General features: G+C 70.1%; 17 protein-coding genes. 11 read left to right on the top strand and 6 right to left on the bottom strand.

What is annotated here, in order from left to right; translation table 11 throughout:
• Positions 1-10: 10 nt before the first annotated feature.
• Both R1Z03_RS12630 and R1Z03_RS12625 read right to left on the bottom strand, forming a co-directional pair.
• A complete protein-coding gene (locus tag R1Z03_RS12630; RefSeq protein ID WP_284430667.1) occupies positions 11-1,210 on the bottom strand; it encodes a hypothetical protein in 1,200 nt (399 codons plus the stop codon).
• Between the two features lie 146 nt (positions 1,211-1,356).
• Positions 1,357-2,517 (bottom strand): murein transglycosylase A, encoded by a 1,161-nt coding sequence (locus R1Z03_RS12625; RefSeq protein ID WP_372588147.1) that lies wholly within the window; start codon positions 2,515-2,517, stop codon positions 1,357-1,359.
• Between R1Z03_RS12625 and R1Z03_RS12620 the strand changes: the two genes are divergently transcribed.
• The 4 genes from R1Z03_RS12620 to R1Z03_RS12605 all read left to right on the top strand — a co-directional run bounded on the left by R1Z03_RS12620 (position 2,516) and on the right by R1Z03_RS12605 (position 5,076).
• Positions 2,516-2,668 (top strand): hypothetical protein, encoded by a 153-nt coding sequence (locus R1Z03_RS12620; RefSeq protein ID WP_317351287.1) that lies wholly within the window; start codon positions 2,516-2,518, stop codon positions 2,666-2,668. The two genes, R1Z03_RS12625 and R1Z03_RS12620, sit on opposite strands and share 2 nt — an antisense overlap.
• Before the next feature lie 128 nt (positions 2,669-2,796).
• Positions 2,797-3,741: a hypothetical protein gene (locus R1Z03_RS12615; RefSeq protein ID WP_317351284.1), complete on the top strand. Its 945-nt coding sequence runs from the start codon at positions 2,797-2,799 to the stop codon at positions 3,739-3,741.
• 78 nt (positions 3,742-3,819) lie between these two features.
• Positions 3,820-4,296: a hypothetical protein gene (locus tag R1Z03_RS12610; protein WP_317351281.1), complete on the top strand. Its 477-nt coding sequence runs from the start codon at positions 3,820-3,822 to the stop codon at positions 4,294-4,296.
• 132 nt (positions 4,297-4,428) lie between these two features.
• Positions 4,429-5,076, top strand: coding sequence for an OmpA family protein (locus tag R1Z03_RS12605; protein WP_284430664.1), 648 nt, complete (start codon positions 4,429-4,431; stop codon positions 5,074-5,076).
• A gap of 86 nt (positions 5,077-5,162) precedes the next feature.
• On the opposite strand, the gene R1Z03_RS12600 is transcribed toward R1Z03_RS12605, so the two are convergent.
• From R1Z03_RS12600 to R1Z03_RS12585, 4 genes are read right to left on the bottom strand one after another with little or no spacing between them, the layout of a single operon-like run.
• A complete protein-coding gene (locus R1Z03_RS12600) occupies positions 5,163-5,792 on the bottom strand; it encodes a response regulator transcription factor (RefSeq protein ID WP_272566580.1) in 630 nt (209 codons plus the stop codon).
• Complete coding sequence (locus R1Z03_RS12595; protein WP_284430663.1) at positions 5,792-7,834, bottom strand: nitrogen regulation protein NR(II); 2,043 nt, start codon at positions 7,832-7,834, stop codon at positions 5,792-5,794. The genes R1Z03_RS12600 and R1Z03_RS12595 overlap by 1 nt, the downstream gene beginning before the upstream one ends.
• Complete coding sequence (locus R1Z03_RS12590) at positions 7,831-8,646, bottom strand: carbon-nitrogen hydrolase family protein (protein WP_317360363.1); 816 nt, start codon at positions 8,644-8,646, stop codon at positions 7,831-7,833. Before R1Z03_RS12590 ends, R1Z03_RS12595 begins: the two co-directional genes overlap by 4 nt.
• Entirely contained in the window at positions 8,646-12,905 is a 4,260-nt protein-coding gene (locus tag R1Z03_RS12585) for a YhdP family protein (protein ID WP_317351270.1), read from the bottom strand. Before R1Z03_RS12585 ends, R1Z03_RS12590 begins: the two co-directional genes overlap by 1 nt.
• A 102-nt stretch (positions 12,906-13,007) precedes the next feature.
• Between R1Z03_RS12585 and glnE the strand changes: the two genes are divergently transcribed.
• The 7 genes from glnE to R1Z03_RS12550 all read left to right on the top strand — a co-directional run bounded on the left by glnE (position 13,008) and on the right by R1Z03_RS12550 (position 22,423).
• On the top strand, positions 13,008-15,827 hold the full coding sequence (gene glnE, locus R1Z03_RS12580) for a bifunctional [glutamate--ammonia ligase]-adenylyl-L-tyrosine phosphorylase/[glutamate--ammonia-ligase] adenylyltransferase (RefSeq protein WP_317351267.1): 2,820 nt from the start codon (positions 13,008-13,010) through the stop codon (positions 15,825-15,827).
• Between the two features lie 421 nt (positions 15,828-16,248).
• Complete coding sequence (msuE, locus tag R1Z03_RS12575) at positions 16,249-16,827, top strand: FMN reductase (RefSeq protein ID WP_317351265.1); 579 nt, start codon at positions 16,249-16,251, stop codon at positions 16,825-16,827.
• Between the two features lie 48 nt (positions 16,828-16,875).
• Positions 16,876-18,033 (top strand): dimethylsulfone monooxygenase SfnG, encoded by a 1,158-nt coding sequence (gene sfnG / locus R1Z03_RS12570; protein WP_317351262.1) that lies wholly within the window; start codon positions 16,876-16,878, stop codon positions 18,031-18,033.
• A 123-nt stretch (positions 18,034-18,156) separates the two neighbouring features.
• Positions 18,157-19,074, top strand: coding sequence for an ABC transporter ATP-binding protein (locus R1Z03_RS12565; protein ID WP_317351259.1), 918 nt, complete (start codon positions 18,157-18,159; stop codon positions 19,072-19,074).
• Positions 19,074-19,970 carry a branched-chain amino acid ABC transporter permease gene (locus R1Z03_RS12560; protein ID WP_284424463.1) on the top strand — a complete coding sequence of 299 codons (897 nt, stop codon included), beginning with the start codon at positions 19,074-19,076 and terminating at the stop codon, positions 19,968-19,970. Before R1Z03_RS12565 ends, R1Z03_RS12560 begins: the two co-directional genes overlap by 1 nt.
• Before the next feature lie 4 nt (positions 19,971-19,974).
• The gene (locus R1Z03_RS12555) at positions 19,975-21,030 is read left to right on the top strand and encodes a branched-chain amino acid ABC transporter permease (RefSeq protein WP_317351256.1); all 1,056 of its coding nucleotides are present in this window, start codon (positions 19,975-19,977) and stop codon (positions 21,028-21,030) included.
• Between the two features lie 61 nt (positions 21,031-21,091).
• Complete coding sequence (locus R1Z03_RS12550) at positions 21,092-22,423, top strand: ABC transporter substrate-binding protein (protein ID WP_284424465.1); 1,332 nt, start codon at positions 21,092-21,094, stop codon at positions 22,421-22,423.
• The last annotated feature ends 22 nt before the right edge of the window (positions 22,424-22,445 follow it).

Here is a 22,445-nt window from a genome sequence, read left to right as displayed (position 1 = left end):
CATCGCCACGTTACTGGCTGCGGCGCAGCCCGAACCAGCCGCCATCGGCATCGAACAGCACGTCATGCTGGCGCAGCAGGTGCCGGCCGGTGTTGACGAACGCCTGCGCCGAGGGCCGGGTGACGATCACCGCCGTGGGGGCCTGGGGCGTTCCCACCTGGAAGGTGTACTGCGCCACGGGCGCGGCATCGTCGGGGAACGACACCTGCACCGACGTGCCGGCCACCAGCCCCGTGGCCATGGCGCCCTTGCGGCTCGGGTTGGGAATGGCCGTGGTCGGCAATGCCGACGGGTTGGACACCGTGAGGTACATCTGGGCAATGCCGGTATCGACCAGCACCGCGCCCGTCTGCGAGGCCGCGCCGTTGACCGACACGGCCATGCTCGCCTGGGGCCAGTCGCGCGGGTCGCTGGAGGCCGGCTGGCCCGCGGCGTTCAGGCTTCGGCCCTGGAGCTTCACGTACGAAAAGCCCGCGGTGTTGGCGCGCGTGAGGCCCACGTGCACGCCCTTGGCCGTCACGATGAAACCGCTGCGCATGCTGCCGGGCGCCACGGGCTGGCCGTCGATGGAGACGATGTTCAGCAGCGGGTTCTTGTCCGGCGTACCTTGCGGCTGGCCGTCGTGCTCGCGCCCGAAGCCCACGCCCATGTAGGCGATGCCGCGCGGCTGGGCGGTGGTCTTCTCGGGCTTTTCGCAGGTGGGCACGTTGGCCTTTTCGCTCCAGCCGGGGCAGATGATCTCCTCCTGCACCGCCAGCACGGGCACGCGCGCCACCACCTCGCCCCCGGCAGGATCGCGAAAGACCAGTTCCCGTGGCACCCAGCGGCCGATCCACAGCCGCTTGCTGCTGGACAGGAACTCCCACCCCTTCACGCCCGACTCGGCCTCCTGCGCGGAAAAACCGGGCAGGTCGGTGGCCGAGACGACGACGCCGGTCGAGCCGGTGTCCATCGTCATGGTGAACGGCGCCGCGGCGGACGTGCCGGGCACCCGCACGCCGAAGGCCAGCGCGGGGGCGTCGGCCATCGCGGGTTCCGGGTTCCTGGCCGGGGCGAAGGCCAGGAAGCGGGCCGCGGTGTCGGCGCGCAGGTCCGGCCCCGCAGGAGCCTGGGCGTGCGTCGTGCCCAGGGGCGCACAGGCGCCCAGCAGGGCGGCCAGCAAAGGAAGGGTGCCATGCGCGGCAGTGCGCAGCCATCGGTCAGCGGTCATGCGGTTCTCCTTGGGAGTTGAGTGAGGTGAGGCCACCATCCTGGCCAGGCCACGAAGGGACTGTCACGTCCCATTGTGGAGGGCCTTCCCGGCCGGCCGCAGGGAAGCCGGCTGAAACGTGCTGAAACGTCGTGAACGCGCGGGTGTCAGCGCGGCCACAGCGCCCAGAGCCGCAGGCCCTGCTTGAGCCGCCCCGCCAGTTCGCCCGCCTCCGGGCCCCAGCCCGCGAAGTAATCGGCCCGCACCGCGCCCACGATGGCCGAGCCCGTGTCCTGCGCCATCACCAGGCGCTGCAACTGCACCTGCGGGCCGGTGGAGGCCAGCCACACCGGCGTGCCGTAGGGAATGCTCTGGCGGTCCACCGCGATCGAGCGGCCGGGCGTGAGGGCCACGCCCTGCGCGCCCTTGGGCCCGAAGCCGGCATCCATGGCGTTGAGCGGCTCCTCGCGGAAGAACACATAGCGCGGATTGGCCCACAGCATCTCCTGCACGCGCTGCGGGTTCTGCAGCGTCCAGGCGCGGATGCCGGGCCAGGTCGCATCGCGCACCAGGCCCTGGTCGAGCAGCCACCGGCCCACGCTCTGGTAGGGCTGGTCGTTGGTGCCGGCGAACGCCACGCGCAGCAGCGTCACCGATCCATCGGCCTCCTGCACCCGCAGCCGGCCCGAGCCCTGGATGTGCACCACCAGCGCCTCGACCGGATCGCGCACCCACGCGATGACCCGGCCGGCCAGCGCCGCCTGCGCTTCGGGCAGCGTGTCGATCTGCTGGCGTGTGTACCAGGGCTTGCGCGCGCCGTACCCTGCGGGCAGCCGGTACAGCGGCACGTTGAAGCCGTTGCCGGGCTGGCGCGCCGCGTCCAGATAGGGCTCGTAGTAGCCGGTGAGCATGCCGTCCACCGCGCCGTCGGCGGCCTCGATGCGGTAGGGCTGCAGCCGCGCCACCATCCAGGCACGCTGCTCGTCGGCGCTGGCGATGGACAGGCGGCGCACCTCGCCGCACAGCGGCGCGAAGGCCGGCGCGGGACGCTCGCAGTTCTTGATCCAGGCGTTCCAGGCTTCGTGCAGGGAATCTTCGGCAAAACCGGGCAATTCCGCCCAATGCACCGGTATCCAGCGGCTTTTCGGCTGCGCCATCGGGGGCGGCAGCGGCCCGGGCGGTTCGGGCGGCAGGGGGGCACCCGGCAAGCCCGGCAGCGAGGCACCGGGAGGCAAAGGCGTGGAAGGCGGCAGGGGCGTGGTGGAGCAGGCCACCAGGGTTCCTACAATCAGCGCCGTTGTCACAAGGCGCAGGAGACGGAATTTCATGGGGCTGATTTTGCTTGAAGCATTGCTGGCGCTGGTCGTTCTCGTCGCCATTGTGTGGTGGACGATGTTCTCGGGGCGCAAGGGGGGGGAGCCGCCGCCCGCGCCGCAACCGCCGGCTTCGGAACCAGAAGACACGGACACCAGAAAATAGCATCCACCCGCCTCAGCGCGCGGCAGGAATGCAAAACAAGAATATTCAAAAAGGGGAGTCAGAAAATGAGTGAACCAGCGGTTCTCCGATCCACCGTGGGACCTGGCCAGAAAAACCATCCGCAAGACATGCGGCTGCTGCGCCGGCATCTGAATGCGTTCATCCGGAAGGGGTATCTGCCCCAGAAGGCCGAATTGCCCGAAGAAGGCGGATGGGATCAGCCCTTCGCCACCGCCTTGCAGAGCATCGAAAACACCTTCTTCTACGGCGAAGCGGACCCGGACAACCAACTGAACACTGCAGATACCCTGTTCCAGTTCCTGGTTCAGACCCAGTTGGAAGAAAAGAAACTGGTCGCGTCGCTGTCGAACGAGGTGTACGTGCTGGCGTCCACCATGGTGCCGGGAGGGATCGACCGGATCAAGCGCACCACTCTCAAGACCCGGGAAATGGTCAATGGCAAGCCCGTCGTCAAAAAGACCATCCAGGAAACAAAAATCACCGGAAACATCCGGAACTACCTGCCCGAGATTCTCGGCGCGATGACGAAGCGTTCGCTGAACGACACGGAAATGCTGATGATGGCACTGGCCACCATCCGCGCCGAGAGCGCGAGCTTTCAGCCGGTCGACGAAGGGATATCCCGATACAACACCAGCCCCGTGGGCACCAAGGGCCGGCACCCTTTCGATCGATACGATTTCCGGCCGGACAGCCTGGGAAACCATCAGCTGGGCGATGGCGCGCTGTACAAGGGCCGTGGATTTGTCCAGTTGACCGGCCGAGCCAACTACGAGCAGATGGGCAAGCAATTGGGATTGAACTTGCTGGACAACCCGGACCAGGCCAACGAAGGCACCGCCGCAGCAGCCATCCTGGCCCAATTCATCAAGAACAAGGAAGGCGGCATTCGGGCCGCGCTGAAGACCAACAACCTGGTCCATGCCCGCAAACTGGTGAACGGCGGCACGCACGGCCTCAAGGAATTCACGGACGCGTTCGCCGCGGGCCGGAAATACCTGGGAATGGCCATTCCGAAGAAGGCCAAAACGGCCGCCAAAGCGAAGCCATAAGGAGTCGCCATGCAATCGCTTCCTCCTGGAGCTTCAAGGTGGCTGCCCCTGCTGGGCCTGCTGCTGTGCACCGGTTCGATGTCCCAGGTGCCCGCACCGGCACCGCCCAACGACCGGGGCCTGTGCCTGCCGGAAGAAGACGTCATCTTCGCCTGCAGACTTCAATCCAGGCGCGTGGTTTCCGCCTGCGCTTCCCCATCGCTGGATACCAGCCAGGGCCATCTGCAATACCGCTTCGGGAAGCCAGGAAAAGTGGAAATGGCGCTCCCACGCGCCAAGGACGATCCCGCATGGCGGCAGACCGTCGTGGCCAAAAGGCTTTGGTACTCCGCAGGCGGGGGCAATTACCTGCGGTTCAATCAACCGCCTTTTTCCTATGTGGTGTACCGCGCCTTCGGTGCGCGCTGGGGGGAAAAAGCCGGGGTCATGGTGTGGAAGAACGGCGAGATGGTCGGCCAGCACTCCTGTATCGGAGCGCCTTTCTCCCAGATGGGGCCTGCGTTTCAAAGCCGGGCAGGCCTGGGCGAAGATCCTGACGAATTGGTCCTACCCTGATCCTGCGCCATCCGTGCAAAGAATCAGGGCCTCTCAATTTCGTTCGGAGCCGCCGGCCGGGCCTGAGCTCAAAGGGGCCTCTCCTTCAAACACGACTGGCTGGCAGCCCATCACCTGGAAAAGGAAGATCCCATGCGCAACAAGATTCTCATCGGCGCCACTGCCGCCGTTCTGCTCGTGAGCGGCTGTGCCAACATGGACGATACCCAGCGGCGCACCGCGACGGGCGCCGGCGTGGGCGCGGTGGCCGGGGCGGTCATCGGCTCCGCCACCGGCGGCCGGGCGGGCACGGGGGCCGTCGTCGGGGCGGGTGTGGGGGCCCTGGGCACCTACATCTGGTCGCAGCACATGGAGCGGCAAAAGCGCGAGATGCAGCAGGTCACCCAGGGCACGGGCGTGGTGGTGACGCAGACCGCCGACAACCAGCTCAAGCTCGACATTCCGAGCGACATCTCGTTCGCCACGAACCGCTCGGACATCCAGTCCAACTTCGCCCCCGTGCTGGAGCGCTTCGCCGAGGGGCTTCGCAACAACCCCAACACCGAAGTGCGCATCGTGGGCCACACGGACTCCACCGGCAGCGATGCCATCAACAACCCCCTGTCGATGGACCGCGCGGCCAGCACCCGCAACTTCCTGACGACGCGGGGCGTGAACGGCGGACGCATCCAGGTCGAGGGCCGCGGCTCGCACCAGCCGATCGCCACCAACGACACGAACGACGGCCGCGCGCGCAATCGCCGGGTGGAAATCTTCGTGGGCGAACGCCAGCCGGGCTGACCGCCGGCCGGCCCCGCCGCCGCCCCGCCCGTGCACCGCGGCGGGAGTGGCTTTCACAGGGCGCTTCGGCGCCCTGTGGCGTTCATTCAGTGCGCGGCGCGCAGCAGGTTCGCCAGTTCCACCGCCGACTTGACCTGCATCTTGTCGAACACGCGCGCGCGGTGCACTTCCACCGTGCGCACGCTGATGTCCAGCTGGTCGGCGATGAGCTTGTTGGGCAGGCCCTCGACCACCAGGCGCATCACGTCGCGCTCGCGCTCCGTCAACTCCGACAGCCGCACCTGCAGGTCGCTGTGCTGGCGCACCTGCTCCATGTGCTGCGCGGACTGGGCCAGGGCCTGCTCGATGCGGTCCACCAGCAGGTTGTCGGAAAACGGCTTCTCGCAGAAGTCGAAGGCCCCGCGCTTGACGGTGGCCACGGCCGTGGGCACGTCGGCATGCCCGGTGAGGAAGATCACCGGCATCGCATCGATCAGGCGGCGCTCGGCCAGCCGGTCGAACAGCGCCAGGCCGCTCATGCCCGGCATGCGCACGTCCAGCAGCAGGCAGCAGGGCTGGCGCGCGGGCGGACGCTCGTCGAGCATGGCTTCGAAGGCTTCGGCGCTGTCGAAGGACTCGCTGGGCAGGCGGCGCGATCGCAGCAGCCAGGCGAGCGCTTCGCGCACGCCCGAGTCGTCGTCGACGATGTAAACGGTGGCGTTGGAGACGGGTTCCATCAGGGGTGGCTGCTGTCCGCGCTGGCAGCAGGCAGGGTGAAAGTGAATACCGTACCACGGGGCTCGTTGGGCGCGTGGCCCAGGAATCCGCCGTGCTGCTCGACCACGGTGCGGCACAGGCTCAGGCCGAGGCCCATCCCCTCGGGCCGCGTGGTGAAGAAGGGGGTGAAGAGTTTCTCGCCCACGTCCTGCGCGATGCCGCAGCCCCGGTCGATGACCATGAACTCCAGCCAGGCATTGTGCGCATTCGATGCGGCGCGGCGCACGCGCAGCTCCAGGATGCGCTGGGGCGTGGCGGGGTCGTCCATGGCCTGCATGGAATTGCGCGCCAGGTTCAGCAGCACCTGCTCGACCATGGTGCGGTCACACAGCACCGGGGGCAGGTCGGCGTCCACCGAGATCTTCACGAAGACTTCGAGCTTGCGCGCCTGCAGGCGGATCAGCGGCATCACGGCCTCCAGCAGGTCGTGCACCGAGACCACCTCGCGCGACTGGTCGCGCCGCCGCACGAAGTCGTGCACGCTGCGGATCACGCGGCCCGCGCGCTCGGCCTGCTGCGCGATGCGCTGCAGCGCCACGTGCACATCGTGCAGCGGCTCCTGCGGCGGCCCGCCGCCCGGCGGCAGCAGGTTGAGCGAGCCCGAGGCGTAGCTGGAGATGGCGGCGAGCGGCTGGTTCAGCTCATGGCTCAGCAGCGATGCCATCTCGCCCACGGTGGCCAGCCGCGCGGTGGCCTGCAGGCGCTCCTGCGAGGCGCGGGACATTTCCTCGACGCGGCGCTGCTCGCTCACGTCCAGGAACGCGCTCATCCAGCCGGTGTGCAGGCCCTGCGCGTTGATGAGCGGCGCCTCGAAGATGAGCACCGGAAACCGCACGCCGTCCTTGCGCATGAAGGTGGATTCATAGCCCTCGCGCGGCGGCGGGTGCAGGCTGGACAGGCGGATCGCCTGGCGCTGGCGGTACTCGTCGGCGAACTCGGGCGGCCAGTAGGGCACCGGGGCGCTTTGGCCCAGCAGCTCCTGCGCGGTGAATCCCACCATCTCGCAGAAGGCCGGGTTCACATAGGTGATGCGCCCCTGCAGGTCCCGCGCGCGCAGCCCGGTCACCAGGGAGTCCTCCATGGCCTTGCGGAACGCCAGCGCGTCGCCCAGGTCGCGCTCGGCGCGCAGCCGGCGCCGGTTGTCGCGCACCAGCACCACCAGCACGGTGACGAGGGCGATCGACATGGCGGTCACTAGCGCGGTGAGCACATTGGGGAACACGCTGGGCGCGCTGTGCCAGCTGTCCATGCGCAGGACCAGCGTGGCGCCCGGCAGGTCGAACAGCTGCTGCGCGCTGAACAGGCGCGTGCCGCGCCGGCTGGCCCCCACCATGGCCAGGCGGGTGCCATCGGCTTCGGTGAACGACACCTCCTGACCGCGCTTGAGGCTGGGCACCACCAGGTCGATCAGCACGTTGTGCAGCGAGTAGGTGGCCACCACGAAGCCTTCGTTGCGGCCATCCTGCATGAGGGGCAGGCACAGCTCCATCATTTCGGAGCCGCGGCCGTCGCCCTGGGGCTGGAAGTAGCTGCCGGAGTACGACGGCCCCGACACGCGGCGCGCGTTGGCGCACGCCAGCGCGATGTTGGAATGCATGCCGCTGCGCATCTCGGCGTCCCACTGCACCGGGCGGTAGGGGGTCTCGACATGGGCCCGCACTTCCAGCGTGGGGCTGCGCCATTCCAGCCGCACGAGTTCGCGGCGCACGCTCAGCAAGGCCGCCGCGCGCGACTCCCAGCTCGCCAGGTCCGGCGTGCCCACGTGCAGCGCCTGCAGGTTCTGCAGGTTGTGGGCGAAGCCCTGGCGGATGTCGGCCACGGCATCGGCGGCGTCGCGGTCCAGGCGGTTCTGCACCTCGCTCGCCTCGTAGCGGCCGGCCAGCCACACCTGGGTGACCAGCATGCCCGCCACCAGCAGCACGAGCAGGGCCCACAGCGACCAGCGCTTCCATGCGCTGCGCCAGCGGTGCCAGGGCCACAGGAACGGCTCGCCGTCGGTCACAGGATGCAGTGGTCCAGCGCCGGCAGCTGCTGGCGCACCTGCTGCAGCCGCGCCGCATCGAGCACGCCCAGGGCCACGCCCGGGCCTTCGGCCACCTGCGCCTGCACGGCGCCCCACGGATCGACCACCATGCTGTGGCCCCAGGTGCGGCGGCCGTTCTCGTGCAGGCCGCCCTGCGCCGGCGCCAGCACATAGGCGAGGTTCTCCACCGCGCGGGCGCGCAGCAGCAACTCCCAATGGGCCTCGCCCGTGGTGTGGGTGAAGGCGCTGGGCACCAGCAGCAGGTCGGCCCCGGCCCGTGCATGCTGGCGGTACAGCTCGGGAAAACGCAGGTCGTAGCAGACGGACAGGCCCACGCGCCAAAGGGTGCCGTCGCGCGCGGTCAGCTCGAAGCGCACGGGCGTGTTGCCCGCCTCGATCACCGCGGCTTCATCGAAGCGCTCGCGCCCGTTGTCGAAGCGAAACAGGTGGATCTTGTCGTAGCGGGCCACGCACTCGCCCTGCGGCGAAAACACCAGCGAGGTGTTGCGCACGTGGTGCGGGCTCTCGCACTGCAGCGGCAGCGTGCCGCCCACCACCCAAAGGCCCAGCTCCCGGGCCGCCTGGGCCAGAAAGCGCTGGATGGGGCCTTCGCCGTAGGGCTCGCGCAGCGCGAGCTTGTCGGTGTCGCGCGCGCCCATGGCGCAAAAATACTCGGGCAGCACGGCCAGCTCGGCACCTTCGGCGGCGGCCTGCTCCAGCAGGTGGCGTGCCTGTTCGAGATTGCCGGGCACGTGCAGGCCCGACACCATTTGCAATGCGGCGGCTTTCATCATGATTTGTCTCCGGTGGGGGACTCGGCCGTGGGCGGCCGGGCGGCGGGGTCGGCGCTGCCCAGCTTGCGCCGGGGCACGCGCTCGATGCGCGGATCGGTCCAGGTGCCGTCGATGCGGAACTCCTGCGTGGCCGCCTGGATGAGCGGCCCGCGCAGAAAGACCTGCGCGAGGAAGCTGCCCAGGCCAACCACCGGGTTGATGGCCGTGGCCACGAGGGAGGCCGTCATGGCGTTGATCTCGGGCACCACGACCACGTGCAGGTCCTGCGTCTCGCGGTCCAGGTCGGCGCTGCCCTCCATCAGCACGGCGGCGTTCACGCCCTTCATCTGCAGGTTGTTGGTGGTGGCCACGCCCTGCTCCATGCGCACGTCGCCGCGCACGAAGTCGAACGCGAAGCCTTCGCTGAACACGTCGCGGAAGTCGAGCGTGAGCCGGCGCGGCAGCGACTGCAGGCTGAGCACGCCCAGCAGCTTGGCCAGGCCCGGATCGGCCTTGAGGAACTGGCCCGATTCGACGTTGACGTTCATCTGGCCCGACATGGTGCGGTAGTCCGGCGTGAGCGGCGCGCCCATCCAGGCGACCTGCCCTTCCATGCGGCCCTTGCCGCGGCGCACCACGTCGGCCATGCCGAAACGTGTGAGCAGATCGCCCGAGTCGCGGATGTCGAGCTTGAAGTTCATCACCGTGCGGCGGCGCGCATCGGCGGCGCCGTCGCTGCCCAGCAACGCCCAGTTGCCGTTGGCCGTGAGCGTGGCCTCGGGCGTGACGATGTTGAACTTGGACAGCCGCCACTCGCGCGGAGCGCCGTCGCCGCCGCGGTTCTGCGCCTCGATCTCGATGCGGCCCAGGCGCCGCCCGCGCAGCACGAAATCGTCCACCACGATGTCCAGCGACGGCAGCGTGCCGGCGCCGGCGGCCGGTTCTTCGGCCAGCAGTTCATCCACCTCCTTGGCATCGCTCTGCGGGACCGCCAGGCGCGACAGGCGGGCGAACACCCGGCCGGAGCCCGCATCGGGCCCGCTGCCGGCGCCCTGGCGAAACTCCACGTAGCCGTTCAACTCCTGGGCGTCCACGTTGGTGCGCCAGGTACTGCCCTCGCGCGAGCCGCCCATGACCACGCCGTGCAGCGTGCGGCCCTGGAAGTCCACCTGACGGGCCCGCACGGCCAGTTGCGTGGGCAGGTAGTCCTGCATGGGCGAGACGGAAGGCGCGGGAGCGGCGCCCGTTCCGTTGCCCGCCACCGCAGCGGGCGCGGCACTCGCCGGTGTGCTGGCCGCCGATGCGGACTCGGCAGCCGGTGGCGCCACCAGCAGGGGCGAGCGCGCGGGGCCATTGCCCATCAGCGCCGCCTGCCAGGCATCGACGTCCAGCTCGCCGATCTGCACATTGGCCACCACGCCGCGTTCGGGCAGGGGCGCCGCCTCGCCGGGCGCCAGGCCCAGCGCGATGGCGCCGCGCAGCACCCGGGGCTGGGCGGCGTTGGCAATGTCGCGCACATAGGTCACCGAGCCGAGCGCGCCCAGGTCCAGCGCCATGTGTTCGTGCAGGGGCGCCGCACCGGTGCCATTGCCACCGCCGCTGCCGTTGCCGCTCCCTGCCGCCGCCAGCGATTCGCGCGTGAGCTGCGTCTCGAACCGCACGGGCATCAGGGCCTCGGCGGTCTTGCCCAGCGGCGCCGGCAGGTCCAGTGCCATGCCCTGCAAGGTGGTGGTCACCTGCACCTCCGGCGTGCCCCGGCGCACGCCCAGCGCCAGCGTGTAGGGCGTGCTGCCGCTCGCGCGCTGGGCCAGTTGCGCCAGGCCCGGCCATTGCGACGCCTGGCGCAGCCCCTCGGCCGTGGCCACGCCCTGGCCGCGCACCTGCACGGCGGACTCCACCGGCAACGCCCCCGCGGGCAGGGACCGCATGCCGCCCTCCAGCCGCAGGTCGCCCCCCAGCGCGCGGCCCTGCACGCCCGCCAGGGTGAAGCCGGTGTCGGTGAACTGCACGGTGCCGCGCGCGCGGCCGATGGGCGGGGCCTCCGGTGCGATGCGCACGTCGTTGCCCGCCAGGGTCACGCTGCCCTGCACCTTGGACTGGTCGATGTGGCTGACGGGCAGCGACAGGGCCAGCTGCAGGTCGGCCGTGCCGTTGGCGGTGGTCTTGTCCAGCGCATTGCCGGTCAGGCGCGCCAGCGGCGAGGTGGTGACGAACGACAGCATGTCCGCCAGCGGGCCGCGCGCATCGGCGTTCACCGCGACCACCGTGTGGGCCAGGTCCGGAATGCGCGCCTCCACCTTGTTCACGCGCAGCTTCGGCGTGCCGGCGAAGCTGCCGCTGGCACCCTTCACGGCCATGGTGGATCGGTCGAAGATCAGGTCGCCGGTGAGTTCGGTGAGGGCGGGCCAGGGCGCCTCGTTGGCATGCTGCAGGCGCGGCGGCACATAGGCATAGGTCACGTCCTTCACGCGCGCGGCGATGTGGAAGTCGCCCTGCCCGGGCGTGTTGAAGGGAATGTCGTGCAGGTCGCCCTTGACGCGGAACTGCACGTTGCTGGCCGTGCCCGTGGTGACCGCGTCGCGCACGTAGTGGCGCGTCTCCTGCGGGATGGACAGCGGCAGGTAGCGGTGCACGCGGGTGCCGTCCGCGCGGCTCAGGCTGCCGGACAGGTCCAGCACGCCGGGAAACCGCGGCCGGGCACCGCCACGCTCGGCATCGCCGGTGTGCCAGTTCAGCCGGGCCTCGCCCTGCGCATCGGCGTTGGAAAACTGCAGGTCGCTGGCCTGCACCGCGATGCGCTCGCCCTCGATCTGCCAGCGCACGTTCGCCGACAGCTGGTCCACCGGCACCGTGCCTTCCTCGAACACGTGGGGCAGCACCAGGGCGCCGTCCGCCAGGGCCAGCGTGGCCTTGCCGCCCGCCTGCGACACGTCGAACTCCACGCTCGCGCCGCGCAGGCCGGGCACGTGCGAGGCCGCGCCCTCGGCGCGCGGCTGGTCGGCCACCGCCAGCCCGGTCACCTTGCCGCGCGCCTGGTACTGCTGCAGCTGCTGCAGCGGGCCGCGCCAGGTGGCCTTGACCTCCTCCACCAGCCCGCGCGGCGTGTAGTCGGCCAGGGCGGAATGCACGGCGGCATCCAGCGGCAGCCGGCTGGCGATCTGCGCCAGCGCGGCCAGGTCGAGGCGGTCGGCGCGCAGTTCGCCCTGCTCGCGGCCGCTTTGCACGCCGGTGTGCCGCACCGTGAGGTTGCCGCCCGGCCAGCGCAATGCATCCTGCGTGGTGAACTGCAGGCCCTCGGTGGAGAACTCGAACCCGTCGGACAGGCGCCGCCCGCCCACCCGGCCGGCGACGGACTGCAGCGCGAGCGGCTCCAGCCCCTCGCCCAGGCGGGCGTTCACCCCGGCCAGGGCCAGGTCGGCCGTGCCGCCGACGAACTGCCCGCGCTGGAAATCGACCCACGCGCGCAGCGCACCGCGGCCCTCGGCCACCTGCACGCCGTCGATGTGGACATGGTGGCGCAGCCGGGACACGTCCACGCGCGAGAAATCGGCGAACAGCTGCCCCGTCCACTGCTGCCACGACCCGCCGTGCGTCGTCAGGAACGGCTGGCGGAACTGCCCGGTGAGCTTGAACCGGTCGCCCCACTGCGGCGGCGGCGTGGCCTCGATCCGCATGCCGTGGCGCCAGCCCCGGTTGCGCAGCAGCAGGTCCACCTGCCCCAGCGCCAGGGGCGGCTCCTGGCTTTGCTCGTCGGTCAGCCGCACGGTGCCGCCGCGCAGCACGACCTCGCTTTGCGAAAACAGCCAGTCGGCCCCGGCGCTGTCGCCGCCCGCGCTCTGGCGGAACGCCAGCCCCGCGATGAAGATGCGGCCGTCCGCCATGCGGCGCACGTCGAGTTCGGGGCGTTCGATGTACAGCTGCTCGAACCCCATGCGCAGCACCGAGCGCGGCGACAGCGACCCCACCACGCGCGGCAGCTTCAGGGCCTCGCGGCCCTGGGGGTCCAGCAGGGCGACGTCGTTCAGCTCGATGGTGGGCACCAGCCCTTCGGAGCGGGCCGACAGCGCACCGATGCGCACCGGTACCCCCAGCGCCCGTGTGGCATGGGCTTCCAGCTGCGGACGGAAGTCGCCGATACGCGGCACAATCCAGCCGTGAAGCACCCCCCAGGCGGCGGCCACCAGCAGCCAGAAGGCGATGAGCAGGCCCAGGGACCACCGCGCAAGACCTGCCAGGCATCGGAGCAGGCGTGAGGGGTTCGGTGGCTGTTCAATCATTGGTGGGTTGGGATGCGAAGGGAATTATGACCCGCGCCCGCTGTGCGGGTTCAGCATCAAACGGTGTCGTTATGTACGGTTTTCAGGCCCCGGGCCCTTGCTATGCCGCTGTCTTGCACTGACGTTCCAGAGATCCCCAGCGCCGCCGTCGACGGCCCGCTGGCGAGCCATTCCCGCTTCCACCAGCGGCTGCACCGGCGCTATGCCGACGCGTTCGCCGTGCTGCCGCCCGGCGCCCCCACGCGGGCCACCATGGCCGAGGCGCTGGCCGCCCTGCGGGCCCGCGGGCACGACACCGGCACGGCCCTGCGCATCCTGCGGCAGGTGGTGATGGAGCGGCTGGTGCGCCTCGATTGCGAACAGGGCGCGCCGCTGGCCGACATCACGCGGGCGACCACCGAGCTGGCCGAACTGGCCCTGGACCAGGCCTGCGTGCAGGCCCGCGAAGCGCTCGACGCCCGCCACGGTGCCCCGCGCGGCCCCGAGGGCCAGCCGGTCGAGCTGTGGATCATCGGCATGGGCAAGCTGGGCGCGCGCGAGCTGAACGTGTCCAGCGACATCGACCTGATCTACGTGTACGAACACGACGGCGAGACCGCAGGCAACGCCGAGGGCCGCAACCGCATCTCCAACCACGAATACTTCGGCCATGCCGTCAAGGCCATCTACGGCCTGATCGGCGACACCACCGAGCACGGCTTCGTCTTCCGGGTGGACCTGGCGCTGCGTCCCAACGGCAACTCCGGCCCGGCGGCCGTGTCGCTGGCCGCGCTGGAGGAATACCTGCAGGTGCAGGGCCGCGAATGGGAGCGTTTCGCCTGGCTCAAGAGCCGCGTGGTCGCGCCGCGCAGCAGCGTCATCGGCGAGCCGGTGCAGGCCCTGCGCGGGGTGGTGCTGCCCTTCGTCTTCCGGCGCTACCTGGACTACAGCGTGTTCGACGCGCTGCGCTCGCTGCACCGGCAGATCCGCGACCACGCCGCCAAGCGCAGCGCCGGCCACCCCGAGCGCGCCAACGACGTGAAGCTCTCGCGCGGCGGCATCCGCGAGATCGAATTCACCGTGCAGCTGCTGCAGGTGGTGCGCGGCGGGCAGTTCCCCGAGCTGCGCTGCCGCCCCACGCTGGAGGCGCTGCAGCGCATCGCGCGCGCCGGCCTCATGCCGCAGGAGACGGCCGAGGCGCTGGCCGCGGCCTACACCTTCCTGCGCCAGGTGGAGCACCGCATCCAGTACCTGGACGACCAGCAGACCCACGTGCTGCCCACGCGCGACGACGACCTGGCCTGGATCGCCCAGACCCTGGGCCTGGGCACCTGCGCCTTCCTGCACCAGCTCGATGCGCACCGCGAACTGGTGGCGCAGGAGTTCGACACGCTGCTGGGCGGCGCCGGCAAGAAGCAGTGCACCAAGGGCGGCTGCGGCGGCCCGCGCGCCCGCGCGCCCGCCGCGCCCGAGCTGGAGGCGGTGCTGGAGCAACTGCCGCCCACCGTGCGTGCCCGCGTCGCCGAATGGCGCACGCACCCGCGCGTGCAGTCCCTGAGCGACGAGTCGCGCGAGCGGCTGCTGCGGCTGGTGCAGCGCACCGCGCGCTGGCTGGCCGAGGGCCAGGTCAACGAAGACGCCGTGGTGCGGCTGATCGGCTGGCTCGAATCGCTGCTGCGCCGCGACATCTACCTGGCGCTGCTGCTGGAGCGCCCCTCGGTCCACGAGCACCTGCTGCACCTGCTGGGCGCCGCGCAGTGGCCCGCCCGCTACATGCTGCAGCACCCCGGCGTGATCGACGAACTGGCGGGCGACGCGCTGCTGGCCGAACGCTTCGTGCCGCAGGACTTCGAGCACGAACTGGGGCTGCGCATCGCTTCGCTGCAATCGACCGGCGAGGACGACGACGAGACCCTGCTGAACCTGCTGCGCCGCGCCCACCATGCCGAGACCTTCCGCACGCTGGCGCGCGACGTGGAGCGCCGCATCACCGTGGAGCAGGTGGCCGACGACCTCTCGGCCCTGGCCGACAGCGTGCTGCGCGTGACCGCGCAGTGGTGCTGGAGCCGCCTGAAGAACCGCCACCGCGAGGTGCCGCAGTTCGCCATCATCGGCTACGGCAAGCTGGGCGGAAAGGAGCTGGGCTATGGCAGCGACCTGGACATCGTCTTCGTGTTCGACGACGACGACGACCGCGCGCCCGAGGTGTATTCGGCCTTCGTGCGCAAGCTCATCAACTGGCTCACGGTGAAGACCGCCGAGGGCGACCTCTTCGAGATCGACACCGCCCTGCGGCCCAACGGCAATTCGGGCCTGCTGGTGACCAGCTTCACCGCGTACGCCAACTACCAGCAACGGCGCGGCAGCAACACCGCCTGGACCTGGGAGCACCAGGCCATGACGCGGGCGCGCTTCCTGCTGGGCACCGAAGACCTGGCCCCGGCCGGCCCGCTCGCGCCCCTGCCCGAAGGCAGCGAGGCGCCCGCGGGCAGCGGCCGCAACCTGCGCGAGCGCTTCGACGCGGTGCGCGAGGCCGTCATCACCGCCCCGCGCGACCCCGCCGCGCTGCGCGAGGAGATCGTCACCATGCGCGAGCGCGTGCGCGCCGCCCACCCGGTGCCGGCCGGGCAGTTCGACGTCAAGCACAGCGTGGGCGGCATGGTGGATGTCGAATTCGCCCTGCAGTACCTGGTGCTGTCGCAGTCCGCCACCCACCCCAGCCTGCGCGAGAACCGGGGCAACATCACCCTGCTGCAGCGCGCCGAGGCCGCCGGCTTCCTGCCCGACGGCGTGGGCACGGCCGCCGCCACGGCCTACCGCACGCTGCGCCAGGTGCAGCACCGCGCCCGCCTGAACGAGCAGCCCACGCGCGTGGACCCCGCCACGCTGCAGGCCGAGCGCGACGCGGTGCTGGCGCTGTGGCGGGCGGTGTTCACCGGCTGATCCCCCACCGGCATTCGGGGTCTTTTCGCCCCGACGCCGTAGTGGAATATGCCCTGATTGCTATATAAATAATAGCAACCGGCCCCAACGGCGCGGCAGGCACGCGCCGCCCGGCCGGCCCGCCCCCCTCTGTCCCGCCGGCCTGCGCCCGGGCCAGCACGGCAGCAGCAAACTGCGCAATTTGCCGCTGGGCGGGCAGGCGGGCCCGGCACGCGGTGCGGCCGCCACGTGGCGCCGCCGCCCCGCGCATCGGCCCGGATTTCCGGGTTTTCCCTTGCCAATCAACCACTTGCCGGCACGCACGGATTCCGCATAAGCATGCGCCGATTCCTTTGCAGCGCTGGCGCGCCGCTGGGTCTTCAATCCATTCCATCCCCCCGCCGCGATGGTCGCGCCGGGCAAACCAGGAAGGTTCGATCCCATGACGCGCAAATTCAAGGTAGTGGCGGTTTCCGGCAATGTGCAGCGCCCCTCGCGCACGCTGGTGCTGGTGGAAGAGTTGATCGCCGCGCTCAGCGAGGCATTGCCCATCGAGGCGCACACCATCGAGCTGGGGCCGCTGGCCCCGCAGATCGGCGGCGCGCTCTACCGCAGCCAGTTGCCGGCCGCCGTCGAAGCGGAGCTGGCCGCCATCGAATCGGCCGACCTGCTGATCGTGGCCAGCCCGGTCTACCGCGGCTCGTACACGGGCCTGTTCAAGCACCTGTTCGACTTCGTGCACCACGAGGCGCTGATCGACGTGCCCGTGCTGCTGGCCGCCACCGGCGGCAGCGACCGCCATGCGCTGGTGATCGACCACCAGCTGCGCCCGCTGTTCAGCTTCTTCCAGGCGCGCACGCTGCCGCTGGGGGTGTATGCCTCGGAGCAGGACTTCCAGGGCTACGAGATCGCCAGCGCCGCCCTGCGCGAGCGCATCGTGCTGGCGGTGCAGCGCGCGGCGCCCCTGGTCGGCATCGCGCCGCAGGCCGCGCCCGCGCTGCGCCTGGCGCGGGCGGCCTGAACCCCGCCGGCCACCCCATTCCCCCTCCCTCTGTCCAGGAGCATCGCCATGAGCCACGACACGACTTCCGCTTCTTCTTCCTCCGCCGCCGGCATCCGCTTCGCCTACTGGGTGCCCAACGTCAGCGGCGGGCTGGTGGTCAGCACCATCGCCCAGCGCACCGACTGGAGCCTGGAATACAACCAGCGCCTGGCGCAGGCGGCCGAGAAGGCGGGTTTCGACTACGCGTTGAGCCAGATCCGCTTCACCGCGGGCTATGGCGCCGAATACCAGCACGAGTCGGTGTCGTTCAGCCAGGCGCTGCTGCACGCCACCACCAAGCTCAAGGTGCTGGCCGCCATCCTGCCCGGGCCGTGGAGCCCGGCCGTGGTGGCCAAGCAGATCGCCACCATCGACCATATCAGTGCCGGGCGCATCGCCATCAACGTGGTGAGCGGCTGGTTCAAGGGCGAGTTCCAGGCCATCGGCGAGCCGTGGCTGGAGCATGACGAGCGTTACCGCCGCTCCGAGGAATTCATCCGCGCGCTCAAGGGCATCTGGACGCAGGACAACTTCACCTTCAAGGGCGACTTCTACCGCTTCAATAACTACACGCTGAGCCCCAAGCCCGTGCAAAAGCCCCATCCGGAGATCTTCCAGGGCGGCAGCTCGCGCGCCGCGCGGGACATGGCCTCGCGCGTGTCGGACTGGTACTTCACCAACGGCAACACGCCCGAGGGCGTGAAAAAGCAGATCGACGACATCCAGGCCAAGGCCGCCGAGACGGGCCACCGCGTGCGCATCGGCATCAACGCCTTCGTCATCGCCCGCGACACCGAGGAAGAGGCCCGCGCCGTGCTCAAGGACATCATCGACCACGCCCATGTGGAGGCCGTGCACGCCTTCGGCGACGCGGCCAAGCAGGCCGGCCAGGCCTCGCCCGAGGGCGAGGGCAACTGGGCCAAATCCACCTTCGAGGACCTGGTGCAATACAACGACGGCTTTCGCACCAACCTCATCGGCACGCCGCGCCAAGTCGCCGAGCGCATCGTGGCACTGAAGGCCGTGGGCGTGGACCTGATCCTGGCCGGCTTCCTGCACTTCATCGAAGAAGTCGAGTACTTCGGCGAGAAGGTGCTGCCGCTGGTGCGCGAGCTGGAAGCGCGGGGGCTGGGCGCACCCGCCAGGGCCGCCATCGGCGAGCCCGCCGAGGCCGTGGCCGCCTGACCCGCACAGGCACAACGCCCCACCCGCCGCCGCCCACCCTCCAACTGGCGCCCCCGCCCTCCCGCCGCTCGCCTGCGCGACGCGGCGCCGGGCGCAGCCTGGCCCGGAAAGCCCTGAACCACCATGTCCAGCACCCTGTTCGACGGCACCCTGGCCCCGCCCGCCACGGCACCCGCTGCACCGCGCCGCAGCGCCGAGCGCGCCGGCGCGGTCACGGGCGGCACCCCGCCACCGGCCGCCCCGCCCGCGCTCGAACTGCAGGGCATCGATCTGTCATTCGGCGGCGTGCACGCACTGCGCGGCATCGACCTGCGCGTGGCCCCGGGCGAGCTGCGCGCCATCATCGGGCCCAACGGCGCGGGCAAGAGCTCGCTGGTCAACATCATCAGCGGCCTGTACCGCCCCGACGCCGGCCGCGTGCGCATCGGCGGCGATTCCTTCGCCCAGGTGCCCACGCCCCGGCTGGCGCACCTGGGCGTGGCGCGCACCTTCCAGAACCTGGCGCTGTTCAAGGGCCTCTCCGTGCGCGACAACATCGCCCTGGGCCGCGTGCACGCCGCCCGCGCCAGCTTTGCCGAGCAGGTGCTGGGCTGGGGCCGGGCGCGCCGCGAGTGGCGCGATGCGCGCGAACAGGCGCGCGAGGCCATCGACTTCCTGGGGCTGGGCAGCGTGCAGGACCGGCTGGCCGGCGGCCTGCCCTACGGCCTGCAAAAGCGCGTGGAGCTGGCGCGCGCGCTGGTGGCACGCCCGCGCCTGTTGCTGCTGGACGAACCCCTGGCCGGCACCACCGCGGGCGAGAAGAGCGAGATGGCCGCGCTCATCCGCGCCGCGCGTGACCGGCACGGCGCGGCGGTGGTGCTGATCGAGCACGACATCGGCATCGTGCTGGGCCTGTCGGACCGCGTGGCGGTGCTGGATTACGGCCGCAAGATCGCCGACGGCACGCCCGCCGAGGTGCGCGAGGACCCAGCCGTGATCGACGCCTACCTGGGCGTGGCGCACGACCAGGAAACCTCCCCACCCGAAACAGAGGCGCCGTGATGGAAGGCTTCGACTTCGCCTTCCTTGCCGAGGTGCTGATCGGCGGGCTGCTGTCCGGCGTGATGTATTCGCTGGTGGCCATCGGCTTCGTGCTGATCTACAAGACCTCGGGCGTGCTCAACTTCGCGCAGGGCGCGCAACTGCTGTTCGCGGCGCTGACCTTCGTGAGCCTGGTCGAGCGCGGCCTGCCGTTCGCACTGGCATTGGCGATCACCTTCGCGCTGATGGTGGCGCTGGGCCTGGCCATCGAACGCGTGGTGCTGCGCCCGCTGGTCAACCAGCCGCCCATCACGCTGTTCATGGCCACGCTGGGGCTGTCGTACGTGATCGAGGGCGTGGCCCAGCTGGTGTGGGGCACGCAGGTGCATTCGCTGGAGCTGGGCGTTTCCGATGCGCCCATCGAGATCGCGGGCGTGCTGGTCTCCACTTTCGACCTGTTCGCGGCCGGCGTGGCGGCGGTCATGGTTGCGGTGCTGTCTGCGTTCTTTCGCTACACCCGCGTGGGCCTGGCCTTTCGCGCGGTGGCCGACGACACCTTCGCCGCCCTGGCTGTGGGCCTGCGCCTGCCGGTGATCTGGGCCACCGTGTGGTCCGCCGCCGGCGTGATCGCGCTGGTGGCCGGGCTGCTGTGGGGTGCGCGGCTGGGCGTGCAGTTCTCGCTGTCGCTGGTGGTGCTGAAGGCGTTGCCGGTGCTGGTGCTGGGCGGCTTCGACTCCATCCTGGGCGCCATCGTGGGCGGGCTCATCATCGGCGCGCTGGAAAAGCTGGCCGAGGTGTACCTGGGCGCCTACGTGGGCGGCGGCATCGAAAGCTGGTTCGCCTACGCCGCCGCGCTGCTGTTCCTGCTGGTGCGGCCTGGCGGCCTGTTCGGGCAGCGGCCGGTGGAAAGGGCCTGACGCCATGGCAACCCCCACCCTTCAACCCGGCACCCATCGCACCCCCTGGCCCCTGTGGGCCACGCCCGCCATCGCGCTGGCATTGGCCTACGGCGTGGTGCCGCTGCTCGCCACCGACTACGTGTTCGACGCGCTGCTGATTCCCTTCCTCACCCTGTCGCTGGCCGCCGTGGGGCTGAACCTGCTGACCGGCTACGCGGGCCAGCTCTCGCTGGGCTCGGCCGCGTTCATGGCGGTGGGCGCCTATGCGGCCTACAACTTCCAGTTGCGCGTCGAGGGCCTGCCGCTGCTGGCGGCCATGGCGCTGGGCGGCGTGGCCGCCACGGTGGTGGGCGTGGTGTTCGGCCTGCCCAGCCTGCGGCTGCGTGGCTTCTACCTGGCCGTATCGACCCTGGCAGCGCAGTTCTTCGTGCAGTGGGCCCTGACGAAGTTCGGCTGGTTCAGCAACCACAACCCCTCGGGCGTGATCGACGCACCGCCCATCGCCGTGGCAGGCGTGGCCTTCGGCACGCCCACAGGCCGCTACCTCTTCGCGCTGACCGTGGTGGCCGTGCTGACCGCGCTGGTCTGGCGTGTGACGCGCACGCCCACCGGCCACCATTTCATCGCCGTGCGCGACAACGAGCTGGCCGCCCGCGTGATCGGCGTGCCGGTGCTGCGCGCCAAGCTGCTGGCCTTTGCGCTGTCTTCCTTCGTGATCGGCGTGGCGGGCGTGCTGTGGGGCTTCGTCTATCTGCGCACGGTGGAGCCGGCGGGTTTCAACCTCGACCGTTCTTTCCAGATCCTTTTCATCATCATCATCGGCGGCCTGGCCACGCTGCGCGGCGCCTTCCTGGGCGCGGCGCTGATCGTCGTGTTCCCGCTGCTGCTCTCGCGCCTGGGCAGCCTGCTGCTGGGCGCGTGGTTCGACTCGGGCGTGCTGGAGCTGTGCCAGCGCATCGCTCTCGGCGCGCTCATCGTGGGCTTTCTCATCGCCGAGCCGCGCGGGCTGGCGGCGCTGTGGGAACGGGCAGTCGCCCGGCTGCAGCGCACGCGGCCGCCGCCCCCGCAGGGCGCCTGACCGGTTCCTTTCCCGCACCCCGCCATTCCCCTCTTCCTTTCTCTCCACAGGAGCGCATCGCATGTCCCTCGTCCGCCATTTGAAAACCGCCTTGCTGGCCGCCGCGCTGGCACTCGCCGGGCTGCAGGCCGCGCAGGCCCAGGCCGCCAAACCCCAGGAACAGTTCTTTCCGCTGCAGAGTTACCGCGTCGGCCCCTATGCAGCCGGCGGCACGGGCTTCTTCGGAGGCTTCATCGACTACCTGAACCTCGTCAACACGCGCGACGGCGGCGTGGGCGGCGTCAAGCTGACGTGGGAAGAAGGCGAGACGCAGTACGAGGTGGAGCGCGGCGTGGAGGTGTACGAGCGCCTCAAGACCCGCCCCGGCATCGCCGCGTGGAACCCGCTGTCGGTGGGCATCGCCTACGCGCTGATCGACCGGGTGACGGCCGACAAGGTGCCGCTGCTCACCATCAACCACGGCCGCACCGACACCACCGACGGGCGCGTGTTCAAGTACATCTTCCCGCTGCTGGTCAACCCGTACAGCGAGACCTCGGGCATCGTGAACTACCTGGGCACGAAGGCGGGCGGCACGGAGAAGCTCAAAGGCAAGAAGATCGTGGTGCTGTACCACGGCTCGCCCTATGGCAAGGAGACCATTCCAATCTATGAATTGCTGGCCAAGCAGTACGGCTTCACGGTGCAGCAGATCGAGGTGCCGCACCCCGGCAACGAGCAGCAGTCGCAGTGGCTGACCATCCGCCGTGCCAAGCCCGACTTCGTGGTGCTGCGCGGCTGGGGCGTGATGAACCCGGTGGCGCTCAAGACCGCGCAGAAGACCGGCTTTCCGGCCGACCGCATCGTGGGCAACATCTGGTCCAACTCCGAGGAAGACGTGATTCCTGCAGGCGACGCCGCCAAGGGCTATGTCGCCATCACCTCGGTGGCGCCCGGCACGCAATACCCCGTGCTGCAGGACATCGTGAAGACCGTCTATGACGCCGGCAAGGGCAACCTGCAGGACAAGAAACGCATCGGCAGCGTGTACCACAACCTGGGCGTGCTCAACGGCATTCTGAACGTCGAGGCCATCCGCATCGCGCAGGCGAAGTTCGGCAAGCGCACCCTCACCGGCGACGAAGTGCGCTGGGGCCTGGAGAACCTGAAGATCGACGAAGCCCGCGCCGCCGCCCTGGGCGCCAAGGGCCTGTTCCATTCCATCCATGTGACCTGGGACAACCACGAAGGCGACGGCCGGGTGGCCTTCCAGCAGTGGGACGGCACGCAGTGGAAGGTCGTCTCCGACTGGATCGCGCCGGACTGGAAGCTGCTGCGCCCGATCATCGAAAAGTCGTCCCTGGCCTATGCCAAGGAAAAGAACGTGAAGGTGCGCCAGAGCATCGACGACTGACCCGCCCCCTTCTTCACCCCAC

It is taken from the genome of Acidovorax sp. BLS4, from assembly GCF_032929295.1.
GTDB lineage: Bacteria > Pseudomonadota > Gammaproteobacteria > Burkholderiales > Burkholderiaceae_C > Paracidovorax.
Note: the sequence above shows the minus strand (reverse complement) of the source record. Positions and strands in the feature narration are given on the sequence as shown.